Source organism: Clostridium transplantifaecale (assembly GCF_900626075.1).
GTDB classification, from domain to species: Bacteria; Bacillota; Clostridia; order Lachnospirales; family Lachnospiraceae; genus Otoolea; species Otoolea transplantifaecalis.
On record NZ_UYZY01000008.1, the window covers coordinates 1 to 13713 of the forward strand.

A 13713-nucleotide genomic window follows, 5' to 3' on the forward strand; every position below is an offset into this window, starting at 1 on the left:
GAAAAAGATTCCGGAGGGAACCTGGGAGTTCATTGGTACTTACCGAGGTCTTTTCGAGGTTAGTACCATTATGTACTCCAAAGAGCGCGAGCGTTTCCCGCAGGAACTTTTTCTGCCCGGATTCCCCACCCGCGACAATCTAACGCCCGGGACGAAAGACTCATCGATCCCCCTCACCACCCCGGTCCCCGGCCTGACGGCGGCGTCCTCATTTCTCAATCAAATCCTCATTTCATGCGGTTTTCAGGGCCACGCTTTGAAATTGAGCGGATTGGGCATTCCGTTTAAAAAGACGTTATCAGGACACCAGATATCAAAAGTTATCCGGTGTCCTGAATTTTTATTGAGTGGCAATGTAAAGTTCGCGAAGCGTGCTTTTCGTTGTTATTTATCTTTTAAAGAAATCCCCACTTTCAAAAGCCGGAACAGTCTCCCGGCCGCACCGGCATAAAGCTCCTCCGCCCGTTCCATTGCCTCGTCCAGGTTCATTGCTCCATTCACGGTCGGAATTATGCTCAGAATTCCATGCTCATAAATATTTTCCGCACCCTCTCCCATGCCTCCGACAACCGCGACCGCCGGGACACCCAGCCGTTTGCAGTGTTCTCCCACTCCGCTTGGGACCTTTCCGAATGAGGACTGCCAGTCCATCCGTCCCTCGCCCGTTATGACGAGATCCACGCCTCTCAGTTTCCGGTCAAAATCAATCAGATCCAGCACTGCCTCAATTCCCGGTTTCATTTCCGCATCCAGGAATACAGACAGAGCCGCTCCAAGGCCTCCGGCCGCGCCTGCCCCCTCTGCAGCGGCAATGTCATAGCCGCACAGTTCCGCCATAAGTTCTCCGTACCGCTCCATACCGGCCTCAAGCAATTCGATATCCGCTTCGGTTCCTCCTTTTTGGCGGCCAAATGTGCGGGCCGCGCCGTCTTTTCCGGTCAGGGGATTTTTCACGTCGCACATCACGGTAAAACTTGCCCCACGGACGAGAGGACAGATTAGCTCCGAATCTATGCTTTTTACCCGGCTCAAATCCCGGCCTGTTCCCTCCAGCTCGTTTCCTTCCTCATCCAGGAACCGGACTCCCAGCACACGCAGGGCTCCCATACCTCCATCATTGGTGGCGCTGCCGCCGATTGCCACCGTAATCTGACTGCATCCCCGTTCCAGCGCGTCGAGTATCAGCTGTCCTGTCCCATACGTGCCGGTCAGCAGCGGATTTCTCTCCTCCGGCTTCAGGAGAGGAAGGCCGGACGCCTCCGCCATCTCAATAAATGCACGCCCGCCGTCAAGCACGGCATAGGATGCCAAAACATTTCTCCCAAGCGGATCCCGCACTTCCTTCCGTATAAGAATTCCTCCCGCCGCCTGAAGCACGGCCTCCAGTGTCCCCTCTCCTCCATCCGCTACAGGAAGGCTGATGCATTCACAGTCCGGGAAACAGAGCCTGGCCTCCCGTTCCAGAATGGCGGCCGTCTGTGCCGAAGATAACGAACCTTTAAAGGAATCCGACGCAAACAGAAATTTCATTATGGCATTCTCCTTCCCGAGCAGTCTTAGAATCTCTGAAACATTTCTCCTCAGCCATTAACTACATTGACGGGGGCGCCTTCTATAAACTGCTTCAGGTTATCGACTGCAATGTCCATCAGCCGTTTCCTGCTTTCCTTCGTTCCCCAGCTCATATGCGGCGTGATGAGGCAGTTTCTCGCCCCTAAAAGCGGATTGTCCTTTCTGATAGGCTCCGTGGAAACCACATCCAGCCCGGCCGCATATACCTTCCCGCTGTTCAGCGCATCGGCCAGATCCTGTTCGGCTATCAGCCCTCCCCTGGAATTGTTGATGATAATCACTCCGTCTTTCATTTTTCCGATTGTCTCACGGCTAATCATTTCCTTTGTGGAAGGAAAAAGAGGGCAATGGAGGGCGATGACATCCGACTCCGCATACAGCCTGTCTAAATCCACATACTCCGCCAGCCGCTTTCCGCTTTCATTAGGATATGCATCATAGGCTGTCACGCGCATATTAAGCGCTGCGGCAATGCGGCCTGTGGCTTGGCCGATACGGCCGAAACCGACGATTCCGATGGTCTTTCCCGCCAGTTCAATCAACGGATAATCCCAATAACACCAGTCCCTGCAGTTCTCCCACTTTCCCTTGTGGACCGTTCTGTCATGATAACCGATGTGGTGGCAGATTTCCAAAAGCATGGCGATGGCAAACTGCCCTACCGTATCCGTACCGTAAGTTGGAATATTCGTCACAATGATACCCCTTTTCTTCGCAGCCTCCGTATCCACCACGTTGTATCCCGTTGCAAGAACGCCGATGTACCTGATTCCCGGACAGGCATCCATAATTTCTTCCGTAACGGCCACTTTATTGGTGAGGATTACATCCGCATCCCCAATCCGTTCCGCGGTCAGTTCCTCCGGAGTGCGGTCATATACGGTAAATTCACCGAGCTCTTCGAAACCGGACCAGCTTAAATCTCCGGGATTTTCTGTATATCCGTCCAATACCACGATTTTCATATAAGCGGATCTCTCCTTTCCGTAAATGATTTTACTCTTTCGTTAATATTCTTTTGTATCCTATCTTTACCGTTTTTTTATATTTCTTATGTTCATCGGTATCCTATATTCTTTCGTCCCCTGTGTCCCCTGTCATCGGAACTCATACGTTTTAAAATTTGCTTCCCTCTTCTGGAGCTCCGGCAGTCCTACGATACCGGTAAACTCGTTAAATGTTGTCATCTGCTCCACGCAGCCCGCGGATGTTCCTTCCCGTTTGAGCTGCTCCAGCATCCGCTTCATGGCCTTGGCTGCGACAAAAGCCGTTCCGACCGGGAAGATTACAATATTAAATCCCATCTCCTCCAACTGTTCTGCAGTCCGGGGCGGCGTCTTTCCATTTTCCGTCTGGTTAGTAAATTTATAGACGTTGGGAATCGATCCGACCGCCCTCAGTTCGTCGTCACTGCGCAGTGCATCGGCGTAGACAATATCAGCGCCTGCATCGCGGTACGCGGTAAGACGGCGGATTGCTTCGTCAATTCCATGGGTCGCCCTGGCATCCGTTCTGGCGATAATCATCATCTCGTCTCTCGCCTCCACGGCCGCCCTGATTTTCTCCACATGCTCTTCCATGGAGATGACCGCTTTATTTTCCATATGGCCGCAGCGTTTCGGGAACACCTGATCCTCCAGATGGACCGCCGCCATTCCCGCTCTCTCAAACTCTTTCACCGTACGGTAAACATTCAGGGGATTGCCGTATCCCGTATCAATGTCGCCGATTAACGGAATATTCAGGAACGCGTTCATATTTGCGCATACATTTGCCATCTCATTCATAGTCATAAGGCCGTAGTCCGGCTCTCCCAGTATAGATGCGGCCGCCCCGTATCCCGTCATAAATGCGGCCTCGAACCCGCACTGCTCAATCAGCCTGGCCGAAAGGCAGTCATAAGCTCCCGGGGCAACGATAATTTTCGGATCTTTTAAACGCTCCCTCAAAACGCGGGCGCCGCTGTTTTTACTGTTTGCATACATATCTATTTGTCCTCCTGTATTTTAATATTCCCGGCCGTTTTACCTTTCACCGGCACTGTGTCATGCCCGTTTATCTGAAGATTGGTATAACCTACCAGTCCGCCTGCCATCATAATTTCCCGCATAAATTCCGGGAATGCCTGGCCCTGATAAACCGTCCCCTTTGTCTTATCCGTTATCACTCCGCTGTCAAAGTCCACCGTCACCTCGTCCCCGGCCTCAATCTCTTTTGTGGCCTCCGGGCACTCTATAATCGGCAAACCTATATTAATCGAATTACGGTAGAAAATGCGGGCAAAGGTCTCCGCGATAACACAGCTCACCCCTGCGCATTTGATAGCCAGCGGCGCATGTTCGCGGGAGGAACCGCAGCCAAAATTTTTATTGGCCACAATCAGGTCTCCTTCTTTTACCCGGTTCACAAATTCCCTGTCGATATCCTCCATACAATGCCGGGCCAGTTCCATTCCGTCCGTTGCATTTAAATATCTGGCCGGTATAATCACATCCGTGTCCACATTGTCCCCATATTTAAATACATGTCCATTTACTTTCATCGCATCCTCCCGCATTATAATCCCAGGTCGCCGGGCCCGCTGATTCTGCCTGTGACCGCACTGGCCGCCGCCACAGCCGGGCTTGCCAGATAAATTTCTGAAGTCACATGCCCCATACGGCCTACAAAATTCCGGTTTGTGCTCGAAACACACCGTTCCCCTTCTGCCAGAATTCCCATATAACCGCCGGTGCACGGTCCGCAGGTCGGAGTGCTGACAACAGCTCCCGCCCCGATAAAAATCTCCAGAAGGCCCTCTTTCATCGCCTGAAGATAGACGGCCTGCGTGGCCGGAATTACGATACAGCGGACTCCCCTGGCCACCTTCCTGTTTTGAAGCACTTTTGCGGCCGCCCTCATATCCTCCATTCTTCCATTGGTACAGGAACCAATTACCACCTGATCAATGGGAATATTGCCTGCCTCATCAACCGTCTTTGTATTCTCCGGCAAAAATGGGAAGGCAACCGTAGGTTTCAGCTTCGAAAGGTCGATTGTATAAACCGCCTCATATACGGCGTCTTCATCCGCCTGGTATTTTTTGAAATCCCGTGCCGAATGCGCTTTCAGATACTCCACAGTTGTATCGTCCACCGGAAAGATCCCGTTTTTCGCTCCCGCTTCAATCGCCATATTGCAGATGGTAAAACGGTCGTCCATTGAGAGATATCCGATGCCGTCTCCCGTATATTCCATAGATTGGTAGAGGGCTCCGTCCACACCGAGCATACCGATAATATGTAAAATTATATCTTTCCCGCTGATCCATTTGGACGGCTTCCCCGTCAGGACAATCTTTATTGCCGAAGGCACCTTAAACCACGCTTTTCCCGTCACCATGCCGACCGCCATATCTGTGCTTCCGACACCCGTGGAGAATGCCCCCAGCGCTCCGTAGGTGCAGGTGTGGGAGTCGGCTCCTATTACAACATCTCCGGCCGTTACAAGTCCTTTTTCCGGAAGCAGCGCATGCTCAATTCCCATCACACCCACATCAAAATAATTTGTTATTTCATTCCTTCCGGCAAATTCGCGGCAGTACTTGCAATTCTGGGCCGACTTGATATCCTTATTGGGGACAAAATGGTCCATGACCAGCGCGATCTTGTCTTTATGAAATACCGATGGACTGCCTATCTTCTCCATCTCGGCAATAGCAATCGGCGTCGTAACGTCATTGCCAAGCAGTAAATCCAGATTTGCCTCAATCAACTGACCAGCCGTCACTTCGCTGAGACCGGCGTGGGCGGCTAAGATTTTCTGGGTCATTGTCATTCCTGTCATTTGCATATCCTCCTGATTCATTCATAAATTCCCCAAACCAATACTTATCCATATATCATCCGGGGCAGAAACAGGGTGAAATCCGGCCAGTAAGTAATCAGTATCAGTACAATGATCGAGATAAGAAAGAACGGCATCGCCTCTTTTACCTGTTCGGCAAATGATGTATCTGCCATACGCGCAGTCATGAACAGGCTGACAGCCACCGGTGGAGTCAAACAGCCCAGATTCAGGTTAAAAACGACTATCAGTCCCATCTGAATCAAATTAATGCCATACGCGTTCGACAACGGAATCAACAACGGAGTAACAATCAGAAGCGCCGCTGCCGGAGCCAGAAGCATTCCCATGATTACCAGCAAAACATTAACCATCAGAAGTACTACCACACGGCTCACTTTCGCCGCAACAATCGCATTGACAATTGTCTGAGGCAGCTGACCTCTCGTGATAACATAGGCTAAAAAGGTAGATGCACCAATAATAAATGTAATTGCCGCAGTCTCTCTCACCGACTCTCCTACCGTTTTAATGAGTTCCCTGAACGAAAGCCTTTTAACGAACCAGACCACCAGCACGTAAACAGTGGTAATACCGGCTGATTCCGTTACTGTAAAAATACCGGCACAGATTCCGACTACAATAATCAAAGGAATTACGAGAGCCGGTATCGCCCTGAGCCCGGAACGTCTTATTTCCTTGAACGAGCACTTTTCATGAACCGGAAAGTTCCTGAGCTTTGCAGTACGAATCGTAATCATGATATATAAAACCGCGCTTAAGATTCCCGGTACAATACCTGCCATAAACAGCCAGCCGATCGACTGGTTGGATTGACACGCATAGATTACAAGCAACAGGCTCGGGGGGATGATAGGTCCGAGTGAACCGGCCGCTGCGATTACCGCTCCTGCAAAACCTCCGCCGTAGCCTTCCTTTTTCAAGGCCGGTATCAAAACGCCGCCCAAAGAGGCGATGGATGCCGCGGAAGAACCGCAGATAGCCGCAAAAAAAGCGCCTGCAGCAATTCCTGCTATTGCCAGTCCTCCTTTAAACCTTCCAAAGATGGCATTGCAAAAATCAACCAGAATCTCCGTGAGACCCGTTTTTGACATAAGCGCTCCCATAAATATAAACAGAGGGATTGCTATCATGGAAAAAGAATTCAACCCGGCAAACAGCTGAGACCCCATAATCGATGGGGACAAGTGAAGAATCTGAAGGCCGTAAATTCCGGCTGCCCCCATGGCAAGCGCTATTGGCACTCCCAGAAGCAGGGTAAGCAAAAAGATAATTAATACAATACCCATACTATACCTCCCCCTCCTTCTTATTCGGAATTAACTGTTTAATTAAATCCAGAAGCAGAAATAAAAACAAAAACGCGAAAGATACCGGAACTGCCGCATAGACTACCGGCAGCGGAATTACAATTCCCCAGCTGGTAATTCCCTTTGCATTCATGCACTGCAGAATGCCGGAGTAACACCAGAGGACGGAAACAAACATACTAATCACATCACAGATAATCTTAATAATCCTCAGCACTCTTCCAGACAGCTTTTCCTGGATTACGTCAACATAAAGCAGGCCGCCTTCACTTTGCACCAGTACGGCTCCAAACAAAGTAAGCCAGGCATAGCAATATATGGAGAGTGTTTCTGTCCATGGTGTTGATGTATTAATAACAAACCTGGAAAACACCTGGACAGCAACACAGATTATTAATGTGATCATGAATATATTGCAGAAGACGGATACTACTTTGTCAAAAGCAGCCGTAATTTTATCTACATACTTCATTCTCAATCATTCTCCTTTATATCATCTCATTATCAGTTTCCTTTCCCGGCTGCTTTCAGAGCCACCATATATTCAGCCAGCTCAGGATATTTTTCAGCATATGTCGTTTCACTCAGCTCAATCCAGGGGGTCATATCAAATTCAACAACCTTACAACCGGCATCCTTGAAATCCTGAATCGCCTTCGGCTCTTCCTTCACCAATTCCTCGGTTACATAGGCGGAACACTCTGCCGCTGTCTCGCGATATATTTTCTGGAAATCCTCCGGCATGCTGTTCAGCCAGGCAGAACTTGTAGGCCAGCAGTAATTGGCCTCTGTATGTTTTGTAAGAACAACCGTCTTCGTCACTTCAGGAATAGACTCGTCCCTGGCAACCGGAATCTCCTGCTCATATGCATCCACAACTCCCTGCTGCATAGCGGAAAAAACTTCTGTAGAACTCATAGACACCGGTGTCATGCCCCAGGTACTATACTTATCCATCTCCATCTGGCTGCCGGAACAGCGGACTTTAATGCCTTTTAAATCGTTGAGTGAATTGACATCCTTATTCACAAAGAAATAACGCTGTCCTTTCCACGTAGGAGCCAACAGATAGAAACCTGATTCCTGTTCGCATTTTTCCAGCCATTTTGCCCCGGCTTCACTTGCATAGGCACGTTCAAATTCTTCCTGAGTCTCAAATAAAAACGGCCAGCTGTCGAAACAATAGGGTGAAATACCGGCTAATGCGATAGAAGAAATAATAGTAAGCTGAATATCGCCACTCTTCTGCTGCTCCAGAATATCATTCATGTTACCAAGCTGGGCTGCCGGATAAATCGTCATCTTATACGCCCCGCCTGTTTTTTCTTCCAGTTTCTGGGCAAACATCTGACATGCTTTATTCTGTATTGTATCTGCCCCGAAAATATGGGAACACACAAGTTCAACCGGCTCCGTCCCGGCAGCAGCCGTAGTTTCAACTGCCGGAGTTTCCGTTTTGCTGCCGCACCCTGTCAAAAGTCCTGCCACCATTACTCCCGCTAAAAACAAAGACAACATTTTTTTCATCATGTACATTTCCTCCTTCTTTCATCTGCTTCAGTAAGTTCTTCAATTAATAACCTTTTAGAACAGGATCCCTGTTTTCCTTTATTGCATAATCAACTTCCTGGGCATCATGAGTGGCCAGCATACAGCACAAAACATTTTTCGCATACTCCAAGCTCTCTATCTGGCTCATGCCCTGCATCTTGTGATAGGCCTCGCGCCCCATTCCTGCCGTCAGGAGACTTCGTCCGGATATCAGCCTTGCCCAATCCAAAGCCGTATCCAAAACGCACTCGGCAGGAACTGCTCTGTTAATCAGATTCCACTGCAGCGCCGTATCCGCATCAATTAATTCACTGAGATAAGACAGCTCAAAAACCCGCTTTTTAGGAATCGACCTCTGGGCGACCGCCAATGCCAGCACCGGGAAATTCCCCCGTTCAAGCTCAGGAAAACCAAACTTACTTGATTCCGACGCCACCGCCAAATCACATGCATCCAGAATCATCATTCCTCCCGCAACACAAAGTCCATTTACGGCGGCAATCAACGGTTTCCTCATATCGTACATCTGGAACATTAATCCCGAGCAGGAATCTGCAAACCCCCGCATTTCCATCATTTTTCCTCCGGGATAGCCGTCCATACGCCCTCCGGTCACAAAATATTCTCCTTTACCGGTCAGGATAACTGCTGTCACTTCAGGATCTTCCTGAGCACAGCGGAGCGCTTCCGTTACCTCTAAATAGGTATTTCGATCCATTCGATTCTGATCCTGTAACTGATCGATCGAGATAACTGCAATCGATTCCCTGAGTTCATACTGAATAGATTTAAACATTCCCCTTGTACCTCCTCCACTATACTTTTCATTAGGCAGAATTCCGACGGGCCGGCTCCGCATCATCCGCGCCTCTCTAAAACTTATATTAGATGACTATATAAACAGCAAACTGCGTGCCAGTTTTCATCCTTTCCTTATAAAAAATTCTCTCTGTTTTTTCTTGTAAAATCAGGCTTTTTCCGGCATCATTTCTAACTCCCATGACAAATGTTTTACACTTTTTTTCGTTATAATGTTTCACTATGCTGTTTTCACTCTTTTTTGAAACATTTCCCACCTGCACTTTTCATCCAATCAGTTTTCCTCACGCTTTACAGACAATATTCCGCCTATAACCAGGAACAGGCCAGACATGGCAGCAGGTGTAATGTTTCCTGCTGCCATATCCGGCCTGCTGTCTTCCTGCTTATTAAATCTTCTTTTTCTCTTCTCCCTTCATCAATCTCCAGACTGTGGTCCGGCTTATCCCCAACACCTTTGCAATCTGTTCCCTATTATAAGAAAAAATTCTCTGCAGTTCTTCCACCAGTTCCACACTTCCCCCCTTCGCCTTAAACTCAAACGATTCCAAAATATTTTTCTGTAGCCGTTCCTCTCCTACTGCACGGATCATACATTTTTTCATGAGCAAATCACTGTGTCTGGCCGATTGTTTTAGATAGAGACAAAACCGTTCACAGACATTCTGCAGCTCCCTGATATTACCCGGCCAGTGATATAGCATAAGAATTTCTTTTGCCCCATCCGTCAGCTCCGTCTGATGAAGGCTTACATCTCTTTTCTTCTTATAATAAAAATCAAACAGTTCCACAACATCTTTTTCTCGTTCCCGCAGCGGCGGTATCATCAGATCCAGGACATTGAGGCGGTACAGCAGATCCCGTCGGAAAACCGCCGGATCCAGCTCCTCCAAATGTTTGTTAGTAGCCGCTATAATGCGCACATCCACCGGAATAATGCGCTCACCACCCACATGCATAATCTCTTTTTCCTGTAATACCCGCAAAAGCCGTGACTGCAACGCCGGGGACAGTTCACCAATCTCATCTAAAAAAAGAGTTCCATGGTTTGCCAGTTCAAACAAGCCCCTTTTACCGCCTTTTCTTCCCCCTGTAAATGCACCTTCGTCATATCCGAATAGTTCTGTCTCCAGAAGGTTTTCCGGCAAAGCCGCGCAGTTCACCGCAATAAACGCCTCATTCTTCCTCCTGCTCTGGTTATGGACACTTTGTGCAAATATCTCTTTACCAGTCCCGGTTTCTCCATAAACCATCAGATTTGATTCACTCTCTGCATAAAATCTGGCATCCTCGATGCACATTTTTATCGTAGAAGATGAGCCAATGATATCGGAAAAACTCCGCTTTGCCTGGAACCCCTTTTCCTTTCTCTGTTTTTCTTCCTTTTCTCTCTGCCCAATCTGACTTTTTAACTCTTCCAGATAGTACATCATGATAACTGCTCCATCGAACTGAGAATGACGGTTTTCCAGGCGTACGATATTACAGACAATCTCTTTATTCCCAAGCTTTACAATTTTTAAGGACTCCTGCTGGCTGCCCCAGACAAATTCATTCATCTTCAATTTTGGAAAAATCTGATCCAGATAGGAATACTTTAATTTTTCCCTTTCCACTCCTGCCAAATCGGCAGCCTTCTGGTTAAAATCAATTACTCTGCACAGGTTGTCCACCAGAAAAATACCGTTAACGCTGCACTGCAAAAGTGCATTGATATACTGGTTCTTTTTTCTTTCCTTTTCCAGTTCTCTGGCCAGATTTTTCGCCTCGGCAAATGTATCCAGAATGCAGCTGAAACTTGGATATATCAGTACGGTCCGAATCCCCAGCTGTTTTCCCACTTCCGTGGCATGAGTGGCTCCAATGATAACATCCGCCCCACTGCAGGTTAAAGCTTCCCTCAGTTCCTCAGTGTCTTCATAAACAACATAGTTTACATGCCTCCCGGCCACTTCCAGATAATCCCTCATATTTTTAGACAATGGCTGTTTGTAGGTCACAACAGCCGGATTCTTCCCAATTTCCAGTCCCTTTTCCACTGCCATCAGGTAGTCAAATTCGGTAATATGGAACTGTATAACCGGCACCTGAAAAGCCGCTGCCGCAATCTGGGCATTGGCCCCTGTGGCGATTGCAACGTCTGCACTCTCAATAATTTTTCTCTTTTCCTCCTCCAGGATTTCCGTTCTGAGTCCCTCCACAATGCTGAACTCTACCTCGTCATCCTGATATGTCTCCAGTACCTCCCTTACCAACCGATCTACATCTTTATATGTAATACAGCATATTCGAATCATTCGTTCCCCCACCTTCTCCCGGACGATACTCTGTACAAAAAATATCCATTCATCATGAAAATCCGCCATAAACTTTTACAATTTAAAGTCTGATTTATATATCTTCTGCATTATATTTTTGTATATATTATACACTATTTTTCAATAAAGTCTAAATATTTTATAAATACAAAAAGAAGTCAATTATCATATGATATATCACTTTATTATATTGAATTTGCTGATATTAAAAGGAAACTCCGCATCTTCAAATTATTTCAGTCTTTGCACTTCTCTGTATTTTCCATAAATTACCACATCTTCCCCAACATTTTCTGCTATAAATGAGCGTCGTGATCTCAATTGAAAGATGAATCTCTCACGTTTTTGTAGCATAATTTTTCTACGCCGAACTACATTCCTGTACGGAGGGATATTTTAATCTTCGGGAGAGCTCGTCAATCTTTCCTGTTGAAAATAGAAAAAGTCCGGCTTAATAGCCGGAACTTTTTCTAATACTGCATATTCCTCATTTTAACTTTCTCTCTGCTTTCAATCTGTAGTACAGTCCTGCCTGTTACTGCTTCCTCCTCCGAAACTCCATCCCTTCATACGTCCTGACCGGATTCCCCCGTTCCAGCCGGTTATGCTCCATCCAGGCCAGGTTCTTTTCTTTCCTGTCACAGTCCAGGTTCCGTTGGGCCAGGATCTCACACAACCGGTTCATTGCAAGCTGTTTATTCATATGCTGGCTTCTGGCCTGGGTAGACACTACGGCGGTTCCGGTAGGGATATGGATCACCCTGACCCCTGTCTCCACTTTATTTACGTGCTGTCCCCCTTTTCCGCCGCTGCGGAACGTCTCATAACGCACCAGTTTTTCCTCTGTAATTCTTTTTTCTTCCTCTATGACGCTGATATCCACATACCAGTTCTTTCTCTTATGTTCCGGCCGGTACGGACTTTTACAGATCCACAGCACACTTCCTTCCAATCCGCGCAGCTCCTGGCTTGTGTCAAAACGGATGGAGGTAAATCTGCCCTTTCTCTTTCCCTTCACAAAATCAATAAGCTTTATGTCGGGATACTCCCGTTTCAGCGCTTCGTAGAGAAGTCCAACCGCCAGTTCACATTCTGCCGGGCCCTGCCCGGAACTCAACTGAATCCTCATATCCTTCACCTACCCTTTATACGTAATCAAAGGGCGGAAAGCGGCCACCACCTCGATGAGTCCCCAGTCCTTGAGGGACTGGATTACCTGTTCCACATTCTTGTACGCCTCCGGCGCTTCCTGAAACAGCAGGTTTGTGTCGTGGCAGACCACACGGCTTTTCCACTCCGTCGTACGGATGGAGTCCCGGTCATACTTTTTATCAATCCTGCTTTTGCAGATGCTTCTGGCCCACTTGCGGCCGGCTCCGTGAGACAGGGAACCAAGCGAAATCTCCGTATCCTCCGATGGCAGGCAGAGATAAGTTCTGCTCCCCCTTGAGCCCGGTATCACAACGGCTCCCTGTTTTGCCGAAACACTTCCCTTCCGGTGGAGCCAGCCCTCCTCCGTCCGTTCCAGATAGTTATGGCAGCACTCCAGGAGTTCCAGGGGCTTGGCATGCACTCCCACGCAGTCTAAAAGTTTTGATGCCGTAACCGCCCTGTTTCTGGCTGCCCACAAAAGAGCCCGGTCATGCTCCGCCAGATAGGCATAAGCCTGCGCACTGCCTTCCTCGAGGCCCTCCGGCCGGAAATACCGCTTTAAAATCTCCTGTCCGTAACCTCTGGATCCACTGTGTATTAAAAGGAGGACCCGGTCCTTCGGTAAGCCCAGCCGCTCCGCCGGCTCTTTATCAAACACCTCATCCACGCACTGGAATTCGGCAAAATGGTTTCCAGACCCAATTGTTCCCAAATCCAGGATCGGGCACTCCTCTTCATACGGATTTTCGGCGGGAATATCCCTCAGTTCCCTGATGTAGCTGAGTCTGGATACCCACTTATCCTGACGGAATTTCTTTAGCTTTACGCCTGTGTCAAAAAGACTCATCCCGCAGCCGATATCGTTTCCAATCAGGTGAGGGTAAAACCTGCCGCGGCTTAGAACCGCGATTCCCACCGGTGATTTTCCCGGATGCAGATCCGGCAGCCCCACAGTCTTCACCACGCCCGGAAGACGCGATACTCCCTCCAGCTGGTCCTTTGCCGCCTGTTCAATCCAATTGTTGCCGCTGCTGATTAATATGCAATTTTCACTTTTCAAATTTAAATTCTCCTTCATAAGCAGGCAGGTTCTCCGGCGTCTTCAAGACATTTTCGTATTATTTTCCCGAAATCACCCTGAAAAA

General features: G+C 48.2%; 12 protein-coding genes. All 12 read right to left on the minus strand.

The window, feature by feature from the left end:
- Positions 1–384: 384 nt before the first annotated feature.
- On the minus strand, positions 385–1530 hold the full coding sequence (locus tag EJL91_RS22405; protein WP_125144200.1) for a glycerate kinase family protein: 1146 nt from the start codon (positions 1528–1530) through the stop codon (positions 385–387).
- A 50-nt stretch (positions 1531–1580) separates the two neighbouring features.
- Entirely contained in the window at positions 1581–2537 is a 957-nt protein-coding gene (locus tag EJL91_RS22410) for a D-2-hydroxyacid dehydrogenase (RefSeq protein WP_125144201.1), read from the minus strand.
- A gap of 132 nt (positions 2538–2669) precedes the next feature.
- Positions 2670–3557 (minus strand): isocitrate lyase/PEP mutase family protein, encoded by an 888-nt coding sequence (locus EJL91_RS22415; RefSeq protein ID WP_125144202.1) that lies wholly within the window; start codon positions 3555–3557, stop codon positions 2670–2672.
- A 2-nt stretch (positions 3558–3559) separates the two neighbouring features.
- Positions 3560–4114: a 3-isopropylmalate dehydratase small subunit gene (gene leuD, locus EJL91_RS22420; protein WP_125144203.1), complete on the minus strand. Its 555-nt coding sequence runs from the start codon at positions 4112–4114 to the stop codon at positions 3560–3562.
- A gap of 14 nt (positions 4115–4128) precedes the next feature.
- The gene (gene leuC, locus EJL91_RS22425; RefSeq protein ID WP_125144204.1) at positions 4129–5397 is read right to left on the minus strand and encodes a 3-isopropylmalate dehydratase large subunit; all 1269 of its coding nucleotides are present in this window, start codon (positions 5395–5397) and stop codon (positions 4129–4131) included.
- Positions 5398–5441: 44 nt separating this feature from the next.
- Complete coding sequence (locus EJL91_RS22430; RefSeq protein WP_125144205.1) at positions 5442–6707, minus strand: TRAP transporter large permease; 1266 nt, start codon at positions 6705–6707, stop codon at positions 5442–5444.
- A gap of 1 nt (position 6708) precedes the next feature.
- Positions 6709–7200, minus strand: a complete 492-nt coding sequence (locus EJL91_RS22435) for a TRAP transporter small permease (protein WP_125144206.1) — start codon at positions 7198–7200, stop codon at positions 6709–6711.
- 32 nt (positions 7201–7232) lie between these two features.
- Positions 7233–8258: a TRAP transporter substrate-binding protein gene (locus EJL91_RS22440; RefSeq protein ID WP_164516926.1), complete on the minus strand. Its 1026-nt coding sequence runs from the start codon at positions 8256–8258 to the stop codon at positions 7233–7235.
- Positions 8259–8301: 43 nt separating this feature from the next.
- Positions 8302–9075: an enoyl-CoA hydratase/isomerase family protein gene (locus EJL91_RS22445; RefSeq protein WP_164516927.1), complete on the minus strand. Its 774-nt coding sequence runs from the start codon at positions 9073–9075 to the stop codon at positions 8302–8304.
- Between the two features lie 412 nt (positions 9076–9487).
- The gene (locus EJL91_RS22450; protein WP_164516928.1) at positions 9488–11395 is read right to left on the minus strand and encodes a sigma 54-interacting transcriptional regulator; all 1908 of its coding nucleotides are present in this window, start codon (positions 11393–11395) and stop codon (positions 9488–9490) included.
- A 556-nt stretch (positions 11396–11951) separates the two neighbouring features.
- Entirely contained in the window at positions 11952–12545 is a 594-nt protein-coding gene (gene prfH / locus EJL91_RS22455; RefSeq protein ID WP_125144210.1) for a peptide chain release factor H, read from the minus strand.
- 9 nt (positions 12546–12554) lie between these two features.
- Positions 12555–13628, minus strand: a complete 1074-nt coding sequence (locus EJL91_RS22460) for an RNA ligase RtcB family protein (protein ID WP_125144211.1) — start codon at positions 13626–13628, stop codon at positions 12555–12557.
- Between the last annotated feature and the right edge of the window lie 85 nt (positions 13629–13713).